Here is a 17,528-nt window from a genome sequence, read left to right as displayed (position 1 = left end):
AGTTCCCATTTCGTCGGCAGGCAGTGCTCGCCCTCCTCCGGACCGCAACTTCCGAGCAGCCGCCGAAGGCAGGCGATACTTGCGCGGCAGGATGGGCCTGCTAAGACGCCGGACAACAGAGCTCTTGGAGCCCACATGAAGTTACCACCGTCCCAGCCCCTGCTCCTTGGCAAGATCGGCGCCGCCCACGGCATCAAGGGAGAAGTGCGGGTCACCACCTTTACGCAGGATCCCGAAGCGATCGCCAGCTACGGCGCGCTGCAGACCGATCGCCCTGGCCTGACCATCACGATCGACAAACTGCGCCTGCAGAAGAATGTTGCCATTGCTCACATTAAGGGTGTGACGGACCGCAACGAAGCTGAAAAGCTCAACGGCGTCTCCCTATTCATCGACCGCGACCGCCTCCCGCCACCGGAGGACGAGGACGATTTCTACCATGCCGACCTGATCGGACTGGAGGCGCGCCTTGAAACGGGCGTCGTCATCGGCCGGGTGTCGGCTCTGCCAAATTTCGGCGCCGGCGATTTGCTTGAGGTGCAGGATCCGCAGAGCGGCGACACCTTCCTCTATCCCTTCACCAAGGCCGTGGTTCCCGATATCCGCATCGCGGAGGGCTATCTCACCATCGTCCTGCCGCGCGATGCCCCAGAAGGTGAGGAAGAGCCCGATTGAGCTTTTCAGCCTCCATCATCACGCTGTTCCCCGAGCTCTTTCCGGGACCATTGGGTGCTTCGGTGCTTGGTCGCGGCCTGGCCGACAAATTGTGGTCCCTGGAAGCCGTGCACCTGCGCAGTTTCGCGACGGACCGGCACCGGACGGTCGATGACACCCCCTCGGGCGGTGGCGCGGGAATGGTGCTGAAGCCCGATATCCTCGCGCAGGCAATAGACACGGTATCGCCCCCCGATGATCTGCGACCCCGCATCCTCATGTCGCCCCGCGGCCGGCCGCTCACCCAGGCCCGAGCGCGGGAGCTGGCACAAGGCCCCGGCGCGGTGATCGTCTGCGGTCGCTTCGAAGGGGTTGATCAGCGGGTGATCGATAGCCGCCACTTAGAAGAAATCTCTATCGGCGACTATGTGCTGGCGGGGGGCGAAGTCGCCGCCATGGTGCTGCTCGAGGCGGTGGTGCGGCTGATCCCCGGTGTGCTTGGGGCGGCGGAAAGCCATGCCGACGAGAGCTTTGAAAATGGGTTGTTGGAATACCCGCATTACACGCGGCCACAGACTTTCGAGGGCATGACGATCCCCCCTGTCCTCACCTCAGGTGACCACGGCAAGATCGCCCGCTGGCGGCTGGAACAAAGCCGCCTGCTGACGCGCGCGCGACGGCCGGACCTCCTGCCCGATGAAGGCTGAAACTGCCTAGACTCGGCGGTCTTTTTCCCCTATAGCGCCGCCACTACTCGCTTGCGTGGGCATATCGGACCTAGCAGGCACCAATAAGAAGACGAAAACTCTCCGTTACCAACCAAGACCGGGCGACGGGCGCATGAAAGCCCGAACAATCGCTCCTTTGAAAAGATCAGGACGGATCATGAATATCATCCAGCAGTTCGAAGCCGAACAGGTTGAGGCGCTTGCCGCCAAGCGCACTTTCCCCGAATTTACCCATGGTGACACCATCAAGGTGTGGGTTAAGATCACCGAAGGCAACAAGGAGCGCCTCCAGGCCTATGAGGGCGTCGTTATCGCCCGCACCGGCGGCGGCCTGATGGAAAGCTTCACCGTGCGCAAGATTTCGTACGGCGAAGGCGTGGAGCGCGTGTTCCCGCTTTATTCCCCCAACGTCGCTTCCATCGAAGTTCTCAAGCGCGGTAAGGTTCGTCGCGCCAAGCTCTACTACCTGCGCGATCGTCGCGGTAAGTCGGCTCGCATTTTCGAATCGACCAACGCCCGCACCAAGAAGATCGAGGCCGAAGAGCGCACTGCCGCCGTCGCGGCACGCGAGGCTCGTGAAGCCGAAAAGATCGCCGCCGCTGAGGCCTTTGCCGCCGAGCAGGCAGCCAAGGACGCCGAAGCTGCGGCAGCCGCTGCTGCCGCCGAGCAGGCCAATGGCGCCGAAGGCGAGGCTAAGAGCGAATAGTCGCTCCGGCTCATGCATTTTCAGAAGCCCGGCTTTGGCCGGGCTTTTTTGTGCGCTGCCTTACGCGCCGCTGGCCGGCGAAGAACCCGCTTTACCTTGTTGGGCGGCTTGGCGATAAGGAGCTTCCGCCGCTCCCGTAGAGGTCCCATGTCCGTTTCGATCGTCACCTGGAACATCAATTCTGTGCGGCTGCGCCTGCCGATGGTGCTCGACTTCCTGCGCGACTACCAGCCCGACGTGTTGATGCTGCAGGAGATCAAGTGCACCAATGACCAGTTTCCCCGCAACGCCTTCATCGAGGCCGGTTACCCGCATTTGGCCGTGCATGGTCAAAAGGGCTACCACGGGGTGGCGATCGTCTCGAAGTTCCCGCTGACCGATATTTCGAGCCGGGTATTCTGTGACATTCCCGAGGCCCGGCATATCTCGGCGCTGCTCGATTTCGGCCGCGGCCCCCTGACGGTACACAATTTCTACATACCGGCCGGTGGGGACGAGCCTGACCCTTCGATCAACCGCAAGTTCAAGCACAAGCTCGACTTCCTGAACGAGCTTCAGAGCTGGTTTGTTGAACCTGCGTTTCAGCGCGGTCATCTCATCGCGGGCGACTTCAATGTTGCGCCACACGAGAATGATGTGTGGAGCCATAAGCAGCTGCTAAAGGTAGTGAGCCACACACCGGTAGAGACCGAGGCTTTGAATGCACTGCTCAACGGTGGACACGGCTGGACCGATCTTGTGCGCAAGCATGTGCCCATCGACCAGAAGCTCTTTTCCTGGTGGAGTTATCGCGGCAAGGATTGGGAAAAATCTAATCGCGGGCGTCGGCTCGACCATGTCTGGGCGACCCACGATGTCGCTGAACACTGCATCGGAGCCGAGGTGATAAAGCCTGCCCGCGGCTGGACCGACAAGCCCAGCGACCACGTCCCGGTGATTGCCCGGTTCGCCGGCGTCTAGCCCTCTCTGTCTTTGATCCGCTGGCGCAGCGGTTCGAGCGCGCCGAGATAGTTGCCCAAATCCTCCTGGATGCGCGCTACTGCGCGTTGCGCCAGGTCAGGGGATTGCTGCACGAGCTTGAGAAAGGCGTGTCGCGGCACGAACAGGGCTTCGGCGTTGGTGACAGCGGTGACAGTCACCGGGCGGGGCTTGGCGAGGATCAAGGCCATTGTGGAAATCACACTGCCGGGCCGGGTGATGGTGTAGGGTCGGTCGCCGCCATCGCCTTCCGGTCTGGCGCGCAGAGTGCCTGAAATTAGCACCAATGCACCGTCAGGAATATCACCAGCCTGATAGAGCACCGAGTCCGCTGCAAAGAAGCGCTGATCACCCGCGAAGGCGAGCATGCGGCGCTGCTCGTCATCGCAGATGTCGAAGAATTCGGCTTGCGCCAGCGCCTCGGCTGCGTCGTCCCTGATCATAAGCCCCCGTCCGGATGTGCGCGACAGACCGTGCAGCCCAGCGCGACAGACACCCTATACGGCATCTCACGTCGATTTGTACCGGATTTCTAGACCCGATCAGGGGACGAGGCGATAGCCTCCGTCCTCGGTCACAAGGAGGCGCGCATGGGAGGGATCCCGCTCAATCTTCTGCCGGAGGCGATAGATGTGCGTCTCGAGCGTGTGTGTCGTTACCCGATTATTGTAGCCCCAAACTTCCTTGAGGAGGACGTCACGCGTAATAGTCTTGGGCCCCTGGCGATAGAGGAACTTAAGAATCGAGGTTTCTTTGTCGGTCAGCCGAACCTTGTTGCCGTCATTGGCTTCCAACAACTTGGCGGAGGGTTGGAAGCTATAAGGCCCGATGGTAAAAACCACGTCTTCGCTCTGCTCGTGCTGGCGCAACGCCGAATTGATGCGGGCGAGAAGCACGGGGAAGCGAAATGGCTTGGTGAGATAGTCGTTGGCTCCTGATTCAAGGCCCTTGATCTCGTCTGCATCGGTATCGTGCCCGGTCAGCATCAGGATGGGGCTTTTGAAGCCTTCCTGCCTTAGAACCTTGACGGCTTCCCGTCCGTCCATGTCGGGCAGTCCGACGTCGAGGACCATAAGATCGACATTGGTCTCGCGAACCGCTTTAAGTGCGTCGTTCGCAGTACCTGCCTCCAAGATGTCGAACTCGCGATGTCCTTCGAGCTGTTCCACCAAAGTCTGACGCAGATCAGCGTCGTCATCGACCAGCAGGATGCGTCGCTTGTTCATTCTGTTCTCCGGCTTTTTGCGTGTCGAACGACCGCCAGCAGTATTGCGACCAGATTTCGACCCGCCAACCACATCGATATCATCGTGCGAGCAACGAGATAACGGCACGCATAGTTGCAGTGCTGTCCGCTTGCGACAGAGCGATTGCTATAGGTTCGGCGTTGCCAGCCGGGGACGATGTCCGAAGAGGGCGGATCCGACCCGCACATGAGTGGCACCCATGGCGATTGCGACTTCGAAGTCGCCGCTCATGCCCATCGAAAGATGCTCAACACCTGCACGACGGCCGAGCATCGCCAATTGCGCGAAATAGGGGCCTGCCGGAACGCCATCGGGCGGAATGCACATCAACCCCACAACGTTCAGCCGATGTTCGGAGCGGCAGCGCCGCACGAAATCTACCGCATCCTCTGGAGCAATGCCCGCCTTTTGCGGCTCGCCCCCGATATTGACCTGCACAAAGCAGGGCAAAGACCGGCCAGCTCTATCCATCTCGCTAGCGAGCACACCTGCGAGCTTATCACGGTCCAATGTTTCGATGACGTCGAACAAGGCCACAGCTTCCCGTGCCTTGTTGGTCTGCAGGGGGCCGATGAGGTGAAGCTCGATATCGGGATACCGTTCGCGCAGCCCCGGCCATTTGTCCTTGGCCTCCTGCACCCGGTTTTCACCGAAAAGGCGCTGGCCGGCTTGGAGGAATGGGGCAATAGCATCCTCGCCAAAGGTTTTGGAGACCGCCACCAGCTCTACCGCGGCCGGAGGGCCCCCAAAGCGGTGCCGTGCACTGCCGATGCGGTCACGGATCGCCGCCAGCGCGATTGCTGCTTCGCCATCCATGCTAATGCCCTCTTGTGTTGACCTTGCAGGGGATTTCTGGTGATGGTCCGGTAGCCTGAAATCCCCTCCAAAGGCAAGCTGCGCCGGCTCTGGGCGGCGCTTGCCTCAGCGATTTTCATAAGGACGAAGACGTGAGCGGCGAACGCTACAATCCGCGCGAAAGCGAACCCAAATGGCAGAAGGTGTGGGAGGAAGCACAGAGCTTCGTTACCGCAACCGACGATCCGCGCGAGACCTACTACGTTCTTGAGATGTTCCCCTATCCATCGGGCCGCATCCACATGGGGCACGTGCGGAACTACGCCATGGGTGACGTCGTCGCGCGCTATCAGCGGGCCAAGGGCAAGAACGTGCTGCATCCCATGGGCTGGGATGCCTTCGGACTGCCTGCCGAGAACGCCGCCATCGAGCGCAAGCTTAACCCCGGGACCTGGACGCGCCAGAACATCGAGGCCATGAAGGCGCAGCTCAAGTCCATGGGTCTGTCTATCGACTGGACGCGCGAAATTGCCACCTGCGAGCCCGAATACTACCAACACCAGCAGGCTATGTTCATTGACATGATGCAAGCCGGGCTGGTCACGCGCAAGCAGTCCAAGGTCAATTGGGATCCGGTAGACATGACCGTGCTCGCCAATGAGCAAGTGATCGACGGGCGCGGCTGGCGCTCGGGTGCCGTAGTAGAGCAGCGGGAGCTCACCCAGTGGTTTTTCAAGATCTCCGACTACGCCGAGGACCTGCTGAACGGGCTGGATGGGCTGACCGAATGGCCCGAAAAGGTGCGCACCATGCAGCGCAACTGGATCGGCCGTTCCGAAGGCCTGCGGCTGCTCTTCGAGCTGCTGCCAGGCACAACGACGAGTGCCAGCAGCATCGAGGTTTTCACCACGCGACCCGACACCATTTTTGGGGCGTCGTTCGTGGCGTTGTCTCCAGACCATCCGCTCACCGCCGAGCTCGCAACTGAGAACCCCTCTTTGGCGGAATTTGTCGCTGAGTGCCACCGCCAGGGCACGGCGACCGAAACACTGGAAAAAGCCGAGAAAAAGGGCTTCGACACCGGCCTCAGCGTTAAGCACCCGGTCGTGGAAGGGGCGACCTTGCCCGTCTACGTCGCCAATTTCGTGCTGATGGAATACGGTACCGGGGCCATTTTCGGCTGCCCTGCGCATGACCAGCGCGATTTGGACTTTGCGCGCAAATATGACTTGCCGGTGAAGCCGGTGGTGCTGCCCGCCGGAACCGAGGCCAAAGACTTTGCGGTCGGCGACGAGGCGTTCACCGACGCGGGCACAATCTTCAATTCGGGATTCCTGGATGGCCTCTCGATCGAGGAGGCCAAGAAGACGGCGGCTGAATTCTTCGCGGCCCGCACTGTCGATGGCAAGCCGCAGGGCCGGGTCGAGGTGAACTACCGCCTGCGCGACTGGGGGGTGTCCCGCCAGCGCTACTGGGGCTGCCCCATTCCGGTGATTCATTGCGAAGTGTGTGGTACGCTGCCCGTGCCGAAGAAGGACCTGCCGGTGGTTCTGCCCACCGACGTCACATTCGATAAACCGGGCAATGCGCTGGACCACCATCCCACCTGGAAGCACGTCAACTGCCCCCAATGTGGCGCCCCTGCTCGGCGCGAGACCGACACGATGGACACCTTCGTGGATTCGTCCTGGTACTATACGCGCTTCACCGCCCCACACGCGGACACACCGACCATCCCGGAAGTTGCCAATCGCTGGCTGCCCGTCGATCAATATATCGGTGGCGTGGAGCACGCGATCCTGCACCTGCTCTATTCCCGCTACTTCACCCGCGCCATGAAGGCGACCGGTCACGTGGACCTGGACGAGCCATTCAAGGGCCTCTTCACCCAAGGCATGGTGACCCACGAAACCTACAAGGCTCCCAGCGGAGAATGGGTGGCGCCGACCGACGTGGTTGTCGAGACCAATGGTGATGTCCGAACCGCGCGCCATTTGCAGTCGGGAGCGGCAATCACCATCGGCTCTGTCGAAAAGATGAGCAAATCCAAGCGCAACGTGGTCGACCCCGACGAAATCGTGGCCACCTATGGCGCCGATACGGCGCGCTGGTTCATGCTGTCCGACTCCCCGCCCGAACGCGATGTTCAGTGGACGGAGGCTGGCGTTGAAGGCGCCAGTCGCTTCCAACAACGTGTCTGGCGGCTGGTCATCGAAACCGTTGAACTGGGCGCCCAGGCCGCAGTTCTCAGCCGGGGTGAGCCCGATGAAGAAGCAACTGCGCTGCGTAAGATCGTGCATCGTGCCGTGCACCAGGTGGGTACAGATATCGAGGGGCTTCGGTTCAATCGTGCCGTGGCGCAGATTTATGAGCTGACTAACGCCCTGGTGCGGTCTGCCGGACTGGTCGCCGCGGCTCCCTCTGCTCGCCTGTTCGCACTGGAGGAGGGCGTAGAGCGCCTGGTGCAGCTTATCGCGCCGATGATGCCACATCTCGCCGAAGCGTGCTGGGAATTGCTCGGCAAGCCGGGCCTTGTTGCAGATGCGCTCTGGCCAGAAGTGGACGAGAGCCTGTTGGTAGACGACACCGTCACCTTGCCCATTCAGGTCAACGGCAAACGGCGCGGCGAAATCGTAGTTTCCAAAGGTCTGCCAAACGCAGAAGTGGAGCGGCTGGTGCTGGCTAACGATGCCGTCGTGCGCATGCTGGAGGGCAAGGCACCCAAAAAGATCGTGGTGGTACCCGATAGGATCGTCAATGTTGTCCTCTAGGCGCCTCGTGCACCTTGAGCTTGCTTCGGCAGGCAAATGGCATCGCTGAAGGCCCATGAGGTCGCGCGCTTTCTTGCCCGCCCGGATCTCTCGGAGGGCATCTTCCTGGCCTATGGGCCGGACGGAGGGCTCGTACGTGAGACGGCGCAGAAGCTGATCCGCCACTTGGCGGGGCCAGAGCCGGATGGGGCAAGCGTCGTTGTCCTCGATGGCAGCGAAGTGGATGCAGACCCCTCAGTCCTCCTTATGGAGGCCCGCTCAGCCTCGCTCTTTGGCGGCAAGCGAATACTCCGTGTCAGAGGGGCGGGCAAATCTGCCGTGATGCCGCTGACGCAGTTTCGTGACGACCCAGGCGGGACTGCCATAGTGCTAGAGGCTGGCAATTTGCCACCCCGTGATCCCCTTCGGGCTCTGGTGGAAGCCTCTCCCGCGGGACGCGCCCTGCCCTGTTACCCGGACTCCGACGAGACGCTCAGCGCCCTGATGCGGGAGACGTTCAATCAGGCGGGGATTCGGATCGACGGTGATGTCATCACCACCTTGCGCGAGAATCTTGGCAATGATCGAGAAATCACGCGGCGGGAGATCGAGAAGCTGACGCTCTACGCAGCCGCGACCAAGCAGCTGACGCGCGAAGATGTGCTGACACTCTGCGCCGACAATGGCGCTCTGGTCATCGATACCATTCTTGACGCGACCGGCAGTGGCCATGCTGAGCGGCTGGAATTGGCCCTGAACCGCGCTCTAGGATCTGCTGTTGAGCCCCAGCGGCTGCTCGCCATGGCGACGCTGCATTTTGCAGCACTGCGCCGCTGGCGAACTGAGGTCGACAGCGGCAAGACGCCTCGCACTGTTCTCGAGGGGCACCGGCCGAAGCCCCACTTCTCGCGCATGGGCGCCTTGGAGCAGCAGCTCCGGCTCTGGAACGATGTAAGCCTCTCAACCGCAGCGGAACGGATCCTGCAAGCGACTGGCGAAAGCCGCCGCCGACCGGCCCTTGCAGAGGCAAGCCTGCGACGGGCTCTGCTCGCCATTTGCATGATGGCGGCAACGCAGTAGTTTGACGTGAAACTTAGTTGGAGTAGCCAGTGAGCTTGACGCAAATACCGTCCAGCTGCTCCAGTGTTTTATAACGGATTTCCAGCTTACCCCCACGCTCGCTGTGTGCCAGCGACACGGAAAGACCCAGGGCGTCGGACAGGCGCCGCTCCAAAGCGACAGTGTCGGAATCCCGTTCAGCCCGCGCCTGCGGGCTGTTTTTGCCTTTGGCAGCTTCACGCTGCTGGCTGAGAGCTTCTGCCTCCCGCACGGAAAGCCCGCTCGACACAATCTGCCGCGCCAAAGTTGCAGGATCCTCTACCGTGATCAGTGTGCGCGCATGACCAGCGGTGAGCGTCCCGCTTGCCACCATTTCGCGAACATCCTCTGGGAGGCGCAACAAGCGCAACGTGTTAGCGACATGGGATCGGCTCTTGCCGATGACCTGGGCTAAATCCTGCTGCGTGTAGTCGAACTGCTCCATGAGCTGTCCGTAGCCCATAGCCTCTTCCAGCGGGTTCAGATCCGCCCGCTGCACGTTCTCGATGATCGCCAGTTCGAGGGCTTCCTTGTCACCGACCTCCCGAACGATAACAGGAACGTCGTGCAGACCGGCCTTTTGGGCAGCACGCCACCGCCGTTCGCCGGCAATCAGCTCAAAGATGTTGGGATCCTCGCTAGGGCGAACCAGCAGCGGCTGCATTACGCCCTTTTCGCGAATAGAGTTGGTCAACTCCTCCAGCTGATCCTCGTTGAAGGTCCGGCGGGGATTTGAGCGGTTTGCAATGATGAACTCAACCGGCAGCCGCTTAATACCACCGGACTCGGTGACCCGAGCGCCTTCCAGCGTAGCCATGTCGCCGATCAGAGCGGCAAGGCCCCGGCCCAGACGAGGAGGTCTGTCGGTCATCGAATGCTCCTATGCAGCAGCGAGCTGACGCTCGCGCCTAATCACTTCGGTTGCAAGCCTGAGATAGGCCTGGCTCCCCGCACACTTCAAATCATAGAGCAGCGCTGGCTTGCCGTAGGACGGCGCTTCGCTTAGCCGCACATTTCTCGGGATTACGGTATCGTAGACCAGGTCCCCCATCTCATGCCGCACGTCCTGCAGGACCTGCTCAGAGAGATTGTTGCGCTTGTCGAACATGGTCATCACCACGCCCTGGATGGAGAGCCGCGGGTTGAGAGTGGACCGTATTTGCTCAATGGTCTGCAGCAGTTGGCTGAGACCTTCTAGAGCAAAGAACTCACATTGTAGCGGCACCAGCACAGCGTCGGCCGCAACCAGCGAGTTGACGGTCAGAAGGTTGAGCGACGGCGGGCAGTCGATGAGAATGTAGCTAACTGGACGATCATTGATGGTCAGATCATTCAGGGCCTTGAAGGCGTTACGCAGCTTGAAGGCTCTGTCCGCATGCTCGGCAATAGTCAGCTCTACGCCCAGCAAGTCCATTGTCGAGGGTACAATTGCGACATTGGGAACGGTCGTCATAATGGCCGATTCGGCGACAGTAGCCTCACCGACCAGGAGATCATAGGACGAGATCTGGCGGTTAGTGCGCGAAATACCGAGCCCGGTAGAGGCATTCCCCTGCGGATCAAGATCGATAATCAACACCCGCTCGCCGATAGCAGCGAGCGCCGTTGCAAGGTTAATGGCAGTCGTGGTTTTCCCCACGCCGCCTTTCTGATTAGCAAGTGTCAATATGCGGGGCGCCAAGGTCGCCTCCAGTCGAGTTGCCGCTACAGTGTCTTCCCTCTCAGCTCGGTGAGAGTGAGCAGCACGCCTGCCGAGTCAGTGCTGCTAGGACTTATTATCACGTCGAAGTTCCAAAGGGCATTGGCATCAGTGAGTTCTTCAACATGTTCGCGTCCTTTGTGCAGTATGGCCCGTGTGGTGGGGCCAAAGAATGGCTGCATCCAGGCGCAGAGTTGCGTCAAGGAGGCCAGCGCCCGGGACGTAATCACGTGGGGCAACCCCGTTTCACGTGAATCAAGCTGTTCGATGCGGCGTGATTCGACAGTGACATTGAGCCCGAGGTCGCGAGCAACCGTGCGCAGGAAACTGGCTTTACGCCCATTCGGCTCCACCAGCAAAAAACGCCGGTCAGAGTTTTTCAGAGCGATCGCGAGCGGCAGCGCAGGAAATCCACCACCGCTTCCCAGATCAACGAAATATTCGTCGTTGTCATTCAGATGGCCAAGGACCTGCAGGCTGTCGACGAAGTGCCGCTGCCAGAGGTCGCGCAGTGTTTCACGTGAAACAAGATTCTGCACCTTCTGCCATTTCGCGAGCAATTCGGCATAGTATTCTAAATCGGCTGCGACCTGTTCTACTGGTCGGCTGAAGGAGGACCGCCACGGCTCCAGGTGAGATATATGCGCCGCCATCAGCTCGCATTTCGCAGTTCGCCACGCCTGACCACAGCCAGGAGCAAAGTGATAGCCGCAGGTGTCATGCCGTCGACTGCCTGAGCCTGGGCAATCGTCATGGGTCGTGCTTGGGTGAGCTTCTGCCGCAGTTCCATGGAGAGGCCCGCGATTTCGCTATAATCCACCCATTGAGGGATGGCGCGAGACTCATCACGACGCACCGCCTCCACATCCTGGCGTTGCCGATCTAGGTAAACAGCATACTGCGCGTCTACAACAAGCTGCTCCATCACAGCAGGAGAAATGGTCCCAACACTTGGCCAAAGCCGCTCTACCTCTTCTCGCCCAATGTTCGGGTAGGACAGAAGCTCGAACGCAGTGCGCGACTTCCCGTCTTCGTTGACAGGCACGCCCGCCTTTCGCGCCACCGTCGGCGACACAGACAGTGTCTGGAGCAAGTCGCGACCGCTGGCGAGAGAAGCCGCTTTCTCGTCAAAAGCTGAGCGCCGCGCGCCGCCAACCAGTCCGAGTTTCACACCCAAAGGCGTAAGTCTCTGGTCAGCATTGTCAGCGCGGAGATGAAGTCGGAACTCTGCCCGTGAAGTGAACATCCGGTACGGTTCGGTTACTCCGCGCGTAATGAGATCATCCACCATGACGCCGAGATAACTCTCGGTCCGTGACAAAATCATGGGTGAACGGCCTGCTGCTGACAGCGCAGCATTCGCGCCGGCGAGAACGCCCTGCGCTCCAGCCTCCTCATAGCCCGTGGTGCCATTGATCTGACCGGCTAAGTAGAGGCCAGGCTGGCGCTTGACTTCCAGGGCAGCGTTGAGCTCGCGGGGGTCTACATAGTCGTATTCAATTGCATAGCCCGGCCGAACAATGCGAACGTTCTCTAGCCCAGGCATGGAGCGTAGGAACTCCTCCTGTACCTCTGTGGGCAAAGAGGTAGAGAGGCCGTTTGGATAAATGGTTGGATCATCCACGCCTTCTGGTTCAAGAAAGATTTGATGGCTCTCTCGGTCGGCGAAGCGGACGATCTTATCTTCTATTGAGGGGCAGTATCGGGGGCCACGGCTCTGGATTTTACCAGAATACATGGCCGACCGATGAATGTTCGCCGAGATGATCCGGTGCGTCTCAGCAGTCGTGCGGGTGACGTGGCAGCTCACCTGAGTGGTGGTGATTGCTTTCGTGAGAGCAGAGAATGGTTCGGGTGGATTGTCGCCCGGCTGTTCCTCAAGGACGGAGAAGTCAATGGTTCTTGCGTCCAGGCGCGCGGGCGTCCCGGTCTTCAGCCGACCTAGAGACAGACCCAAAATCTCAAGACGCGTTGACAGGCCAAGCACGGGTTTCTCGCCCAGCCGACCGGCGGGCGTTGTTTCCTCACCTCTGTGGATCAAGCCGCGGAGAAAGGTCCCCGTGGTCAGTACCACTGCAGAAGCGCCGAGGCGGCGACCATCCAGCAAGACAACGCCCGAGACCGCCCCTGCTGAGACGGTGATGTCGTCGACCTCTCCTTCTATGACCTCGAGATTGGCTTGTTCGGAGATCGCTTGCTGCATTGCTGTGCGATACAATTTGCGATCGGCCTGTGCGCGAGGGCCGCGCACTGCCGGGCCCTTTCGGCGGTTGAGGACGCGAAACTGGATACCTGCCGCATCGGCCACGCGACCCATCAAACCGTCTAATGCATCGATCTCACGGACAAGGTGGCCCTTACCCAACCCACCGATGGCGGGGTTACAGCTCATCTCACCGATAGTCGACGCTCGATGAGTGACTAGGGCAGTGGGGACACCCAGACGCGCTGACGCAGCGGCTGCTTCACAGCCGGCGTGTCCGCCGCCTACCACGATCACCGCGTATTCCGTCATGCTACAGGTCTCCGAAAGCAATCTGCGATACGGCAATGTTTCACGTGAATCAATCTGCAGCTACAGCAGCTTGTTTCACGTGAATCACTTGCCGATACAGAAACTTGTGAACAGGCGGTCTAAAACCCGCTCTGGATCCAGCTTGCCGACAAGTCGCTCAAGAGCATGTGAGGCGTGCCGCAGGTTCTCGGCGGCCAGCTCCGGCACCTCGATCTGTGTTTGTGCTTGCTGAACTGCCACAAGGGCGTTGAGCAGAGCAGAGCGGTCGCGCTCACGACTAAGCAGAACCGGCTCTCCGCTTCCCAATTCTCGCCCAAGCTGTGTCAACCGCCGGAACAGCTGGTCGAGACCCGCGCCGGAAACCGTCGATATGCTGAGGTCGCTTTCGGTTGAGGTGCTGCCACCTAGGTCCGCTTTGGTGGCAACGCTGATCAGGGGCCCATCGAAAGTCGGCCGCGCCACATCCGGAACGTCTGGTGCAGTAAGCCAAAGCAGCGCATCGGCAGTTGAGATCGCGTCGCGGGCACGCCGAACTCCCTCAGCTTCAGCCAAACTCGTCGTCTCACGCAAGCCGGCCAAGTCCAAGAGAACAAAAAGCTGGCCGTCGAGATCAAGGGGGACTTCGCGAACATCACGCGTGGTGCCGGCCTCCTCCGTTACGATGGCGACGTTGGACCGAGATAGTGCATTGATAAGGCTCGACTTACCGGCGTTGGGCGCACCGGCCAGTGCAACCCGAACGCCTTCACGTATCACCCGCCCACTTTCAGTTGAGGCTATGGCCTGCTCCAGATCCGCTCCAAGCTGCAGCAGTGCTCTCTCAAAGTGCTCCGGCAGGGTTTCTCCCACGTCCCCTTCGTCCGAAAAGTCGAGGTGAGCCTCTATCTCGGCCCGCAGATTCAACAGCTGATTACGCCATTGGTCGATCTGGCGCGTCAGCCCACCCTCGAGCCGGGCGAGCGCCTGCCGCCGCTGATTTTCAGTTTCGGCTTGTAGAAGATCACCAAGCCCTTCAACTTCTACGAGATCGAGTTTGCCGTTCTCGAAAGCGCGCCGGGTAAACTCGCCAGCTTCCGCAAGCCTAACACCCTCTGTAACGAGCAGGCGCAGGATAGACCGGACGCCAGCAGGAGAGCCGTGGACTTGCAGTTCGGCACAGTCTTCACCCGTGAAGCTGTGCGGCGCGGGGAAGTAGGCGACTAATCCCCGGTCAATCGTAGCGCCTTGACCAATAGAGCGCAGTGTCAGCCGCCGGGGTGCGGGAACAGCACCAACGACCCGCTCAAGCAAGAGGCGCACTTCCGGACCGGAGAGGCGGATAACCGCCACGCCGGAGGGAAGTGCGCCCGAAGACAGCGCCACGATTGTGTCACCGCTGCGCATAAAGCGCGGCCTATGTGTTCATGGAATCGAAGAAATCGGAATTGGTCTTGGTCTGACGGACCTTGTCCATCAGGAACTCCATAGCATCGATCGTACCCATTGGGTTGAGGATACGTCGCAGCACATACATCTTCTTGAGAATATCGGGCTCTATCAGCAGTTCTTCCTTGCGCGTACCAGACTTGGTGATGTCGATGGCAGGGAAAATGCGCTTATCGGCGACCTTGCGATCGAGAATGATCTCGGAGTTTCCGGTGCCCTTGAACTCTTCGAAGATCACCTCGTCCATACGGGAGCCCGTATCGATCAGCGCAGTGGAGATGATCGTCAGCGAGCCACCGTCTTCGATGTTGCGGGCCGCACCAAAGAAACGCTTAGGACGCTGCAGCGCATTGGCGTCGACACCGCCTGTCAGCACTTTACCAGAGCTCGGCACAACAGTGTTGTAGGCGCGGCCGAGGCGGGTGATGGAATCGAGAAGAATAACAACATCGCGCTTGTGTTCGACCAGGCGCTTGGCCTTCTCGATGACCATCTCGGCCACTTGTACGTGCCGGCTCGCTGGTTCGTCGAAGGTCGAAGAAATAACTTCGCCGCGCACGGAGCGCTGCATGTCGGTCACTTCTTCTGGACGCTCGTCGATAAGCAGGACAATGAGGTAGCACTCGGGGTGATTTGTGGCGATCGACTGTGCAATATTCTGCAACAGTACTGTCTTACCAGTACGAGGCGGCGCAACAATAAGCGCGCGCTGCCCCTTGCCCAGCGGAGCGACAAGGTCAAGCATCCGCGCTGACCGGTCCTTCAATGTCGGATCGGGAAGCTCCATCCGCAGGCGCTCTTCGGGATAAAGCGGCGTCAGATTGTCGAAGTTGACCTTGTGGCGGACCGCCTCGGGATCTTCGAAATTGATTGTGTTGACCTTGAGGAGAGCGAAATAGCGTTCGCCTTCCTTGGGAGAGCGAATCTGTCCCTCGACAGTGTCGCCAGTGCGCAGGCCGAAGCGCCGGATCTGGGACGGGCTAACATAGATGTCGTCCGGCCCCGGCAGATAGTTGGCGTCAGGAGAGCGCAGAAACCCAAAACCGTCGGGCAGAATTTCGACCACGCCCTCCCCGGTTATGTCGACTTCCTGGGCCGCAAGCTCCTTGAGAATGGCAAACATCAGTTCCTGTTTGCGCATGGTCGAGGCATTCTCGACCTCGTGTTCTTCGGCGAACACCAGCAATTCGGCCGGAGACTTAGCCTTGAGCTCGCTGAGCTTCATATTCTGCATGTAGCGGACGGACCCTTGAGGGAAACGACAGATGGAGATCGAAAGAAAAAGGGGAGTAGGCACCGCGCGGCGACCGGGGAGATCAGCCAATAGTCTGGGATGCGTTAGAGCCCATGTAACCTGATCTGTTCACAGTTTCAAGGATGAAACCGTGAACAGCGTTGTCGATTCACGTGAAACAGGCGCTTAGAAGGGCTTCACGATCACAGCGATCACGATGAAAATGGCCATGACGAAGGGTATTTCATTGATGGCTCTAAAGAATTTGGAGGGTCGCTGATTGCGGTCATGCTGAAAGGCTCGCAACAGTCGACCATAAAAGCCATGGACTGCGCTGAGCGCCAGAACCAGGACTGCCTTGAGCCACATCCAGCCTTGCGAAAAATCGACAAGGCCAAAGCCAAAAGCCAGCCACAGCCCGAACACCCAGGTGGCGATCATCGCCGGCGTCGTGATGCCGCGGTAAAGCCGTCGCTCCATAATCTTGAAGGTCTCGGACTGCACCGTGCCGACCTCGGCATCGGCGTGATAGACGAAGAGGCGCGGCAGATAGAGCATGCCGGCCATCCAGGCGATCACCGAAAGGACGTGAAACGCCCTGACCCATTCCATGCTGCAGTTCTCCGTTGCGGCTGCGCTTTAGCTGGCTTTCGCCAGTTGGACCAGCCGCTCCACATGGGCGATTGGCGTTTCCGGCACGATGCCGTGGCCAAGATTGAAAATGTGGGGGCGATCGGCGAAGGCAGCAATAATCTCTTGAGCGCGGCGCTCCATTTGCGCGCCGCCGGCAACCAGCCGCAACGGATCAAGATTGCCTTGTACGGGCAGGTGCGACGGCAGGTGCTGGGTAGCGAACTCAAGCGGCGTAGAGTAGTCGAGACCGAGGGCATTCACGCCCGTTTCAGCCGCGTATCGGCTGAGATTGCCGGCAGCGCCACGGGGGAAGCCAATAATGGGCGCGTTCGGCACCTGCGCGCGCACCCCGGCAACAATCCGGCGGTTTGGTTCAATGACCTGGCGGGTAAATGCTTCCTCATCGAGGTTGAGGGCCCAGCTCTCAAAGAGCTGCACGACATCGGCACCGGCTTTGAACTGGGCAACGAGATATTGAATGCTCGTCTCGACAAGAATGTCGACCAATGCGGCGAAAGCTTCCGGTTCGCGCAGGGCAAATAGGCGCGCCTGGGCTTGGTCGGTCGATCCTCGACCACCGATCATGTAGGTGGCGACGGTCCAGGGGGCACCACAAAAGCCGATCAGCGTCTTCTCGGCAGGTAATGTCGCGCGCAGCCGCGATACGGTTTCGAGGACCGGAGCAAGATGATCAAGCGCTCTTTCCGGCTTCAGCGCCGCAATGGTTTGCGCCGTAACCGGCTCAAGGATCGGTCCTTCCCCTTGTTCAAAGCGAACTGACTGGCCCAACGCGTCGGGAATGACCAGGATGTCAGAAAACAGGATTGCGGCATCAAGATCAAAGCGGCGCAGGGGCTGTAGCGTCACTTCGGTGGCGAGATCCGGATTGTAGCACAGATCGAGAAAGCCATTCGCCTTGGCCCTGACTTCTCGGTACTCGGGCAGGTAGCGGCCTGCCTGACGCATGATCCACATCGGCGGGCGGGTTTGGCGCTCACCAAGCACCGTAGCGAGCAACGGCTTGTGCGGGCTCGGGGTCATCGATCCATTCCCTTCCAAACCCGAT

Annotated in this window: 17 protein-coding genes; 6 read left to right on the top strand and 11 right to left on the bottom strand. The window is 60.1% G+C overall.

Annotated features, from left to right (window positions below; genetic code table 11):
• The first annotated feature begins 135 nt into the window (after window positions 1-135).
• The 4 genes from rimM to QOV41_RS01150 all read left to right on the top strand — a co-directional run bounded on the left by rimM (window position 136) and on the right by QOV41_RS01150 (window position 3,048).
• A complete protein-coding gene (rimM, locus tag QOV41_RS01165) occupies window positions 136-675 on the top strand; it encodes a ribosome maturation factor RimM (protein ID WP_284578967.1) in 540 nt (179 codons plus the stop codon).
• Window positions 672-1,361 (top strand): tRNA (guanosine(37)-N1)-methyltransferase TrmD, encoded by a 690-nt coding sequence (trmD, locus tag QOV41_RS01160; protein WP_284578965.1) that lies wholly within the window; start codon window positions 672-674, stop codon window positions 1,359-1,361. Before rimM ends, trmD begins: the two co-directional genes overlap by 4 nt.
• Window positions 1,362-1,539: 178 nt before the next feature.
• Complete coding sequence (gene rplS, locus QOV41_RS01155; protein WP_284578964.1) at window positions 1,540-2,088, top strand: 50S ribosomal protein L19; 549 nt, start codon at window positions 1,540-1,542, stop codon at window positions 2,086-2,088.
• 147 nt (window positions 2,089-2,235) lie between these two features.
• Window positions 2,236-3,048, top strand: coding sequence for an exodeoxyribonuclease III (locus tag QOV41_RS01150; RefSeq protein WP_284578962.1), 813 nt, complete (start codon window positions 2,236-2,238; stop codon window positions 3,046-3,048).
• Here the strand turns inward: QOV41_RS01150 and QOV41_RS01145 are convergent.
• The 3 genes from QOV41_RS01145 to QOV41_RS01135 all read right to left on the bottom strand — a co-directional run bounded on the left by QOV41_RS01145 (window position 3,045) and on the right by QOV41_RS01135 (window position 5,129).
• Window positions 3,045-3,509, bottom strand: a complete 465-nt coding sequence (locus QOV41_RS01145) for a cyclic nucleotide-binding domain-containing protein (protein ID WP_284578960.1) — start codon at window positions 3,507-3,509, stop codon at window positions 3,045-3,047. The two genes, QOV41_RS01150 and QOV41_RS01145, sit on opposite strands and share 4 nt — an antisense overlap.
• Window positions 3,510-3,608: 99 nt before the next feature.
• Complete coding sequence (locus tag QOV41_RS01140) at window positions 3,609-4,292, bottom strand: response regulator transcription factor (RefSeq protein ID WP_284578959.1); 684 nt, start codon at window positions 4,290-4,292, stop codon at window positions 3,609-3,611.
• A 147-nt stretch (window positions 4,293-4,439) separates the two neighbouring features.
• A complete protein-coding gene (locus QOV41_RS01135) occupies window positions 4,440-5,129 on the bottom strand; it encodes a YggS family pyridoxal phosphate-dependent enzyme (protein ID WP_284578957.1) in 690 nt (229 codons plus the stop codon).
• Between the two features lie 131 nt (window positions 5,130-5,260).
• Here QOV41_RS01135 and leuS point away from each other — a divergent pair, with 131 nt between their 5' ends.
• Together leuS and holA are read left to right on the top strand one after the other, a co-directional pair.
• Window positions 5,261-7,879 carry a leucine--tRNA ligase gene (leuS, locus tag QOV41_RS01130; RefSeq protein ID WP_284578956.1) on the top strand — a complete coding sequence of 873 codons (2,619 nt, stop codon included), beginning with the start codon at window positions 5,261-5,263 and terminating at the stop codon, window positions 7,877-7,879.
• 36 nt (window positions 7,880-7,915) lie between these two features.
• Window positions 7,916-8,938 carry a DNA polymerase III subunit delta gene (gene holA / locus QOV41_RS01125; protein WP_284578954.1) on the top strand — a complete coding sequence of 341 codons (1,023 nt, stop codon included), beginning with the start codon at window positions 7,916-7,918 and terminating at the stop codon, window positions 8,936-8,938.
• 13 nt (window positions 8,939-8,951) lie between these two features.
• Here holA and QOV41_RS01120 read toward each other — a convergent pair whose 3' ends face one another.
• The 8 genes from QOV41_RS01120 to hemE form a co-directional block, all read right to left on the bottom strand.
• Window positions 8,952-9,827, bottom strand: a complete 876-nt coding sequence (locus QOV41_RS01120) for a ParB/RepB/Spo0J family partition protein (protein WP_284578953.1) — start codon at window positions 9,825-9,827, stop codon at window positions 8,952-8,954.
• A gap of 9 nt (window positions 9,828-9,836) precedes the next feature.
• The gene (locus QOV41_RS01115; protein WP_284578951.1) at window positions 9,837-10,637 is read right to left on the bottom strand and encodes a ParA family protein; all 801 of its coding nucleotides are present in this window, start codon (window positions 10,635-10,637) and stop codon (window positions 9,837-9,839) included.
• 23 nt (window positions 10,638-10,660) lie between these two features.
• Entirely contained in the window at window positions 10,661-11,308 is a 648-nt protein-coding gene (gene rsmG, locus QOV41_RS01110) for a 16S rRNA (guanine(527)-N(7))-methyltransferase RsmG (protein ID WP_284578949.1), read from the bottom strand.
• Window positions 11,308-13,170 (bottom strand): tRNA uridine-5-carboxymethylaminomethyl(34) synthesis enzyme MnmG, encoded by a 1,863-nt coding sequence (gene mnmG / locus QOV41_RS01105; RefSeq protein ID WP_284578948.1) that lies wholly within the window; start codon window positions 13,168-13,170, stop codon window positions 11,308-11,310. Before mnmG ends, rsmG begins: the two co-directional genes overlap by 1 nt.
• Window positions 13,171-13,254: 84 nt before the next feature.
• On the bottom strand, window positions 13,255-14,553 hold the full coding sequence (gene mnmE / locus QOV41_RS01100; protein ID WP_284578947.1) for a tRNA uridine-5-carboxymethylaminomethyl(34) synthesis GTPase MnmE: 1,299 nt from the start codon (window positions 14,551-14,553) through the stop codon (window positions 13,255-13,257).
• Window positions 14,554-14,563: 10 nt separating this feature from the next.
• A complete protein-coding gene (gene rho, locus QOV41_RS01095; protein WP_284578946.1) occupies window positions 14,564-15,829 on the bottom strand; it encodes a transcription termination factor Rho in 1,266 nt (421 codons plus the stop codon).
• A gap of 186 nt (window positions 15,830-16,015) precedes the next feature.
• Complete coding sequence (gene hemJ / locus QOV41_RS01090) at window positions 16,016-16,441, bottom strand: protoporphyrinogen oxidase HemJ (protein ID WP_284578944.1); 426 nt, start codon at window positions 16,439-16,441, stop codon at window positions 16,016-16,018.
• Between the two features lie 27 nt (window positions 16,442-16,468).
• The gene (gene hemE / locus QOV41_RS01085; protein WP_284578943.1) at window positions 16,469-17,503 is read right to left on the bottom strand and encodes a uroporphyrinogen decarboxylase; all 1,035 of its coding nucleotides are present in this window, start codon (window positions 17,501-17,503) and stop codon (window positions 16,469-16,471) included.
• Between the last annotated feature and the right edge of the window lie 25 nt (window positions 17,504-17,528).

Origin of the sequence: Devosia sp. RR2S18 (assembly GCF_030177755.1) — a bacterium.
Classification (GTDB): domain Bacteria; phylum Pseudomonadota; class Alphaproteobacteria; order Rhizobiales; family Devosiaceae; genus Devosia; species Devosia rhizosphaerae.
This window is presented reverse-complemented; position numbering and strand designations above follow the sequence as displayed.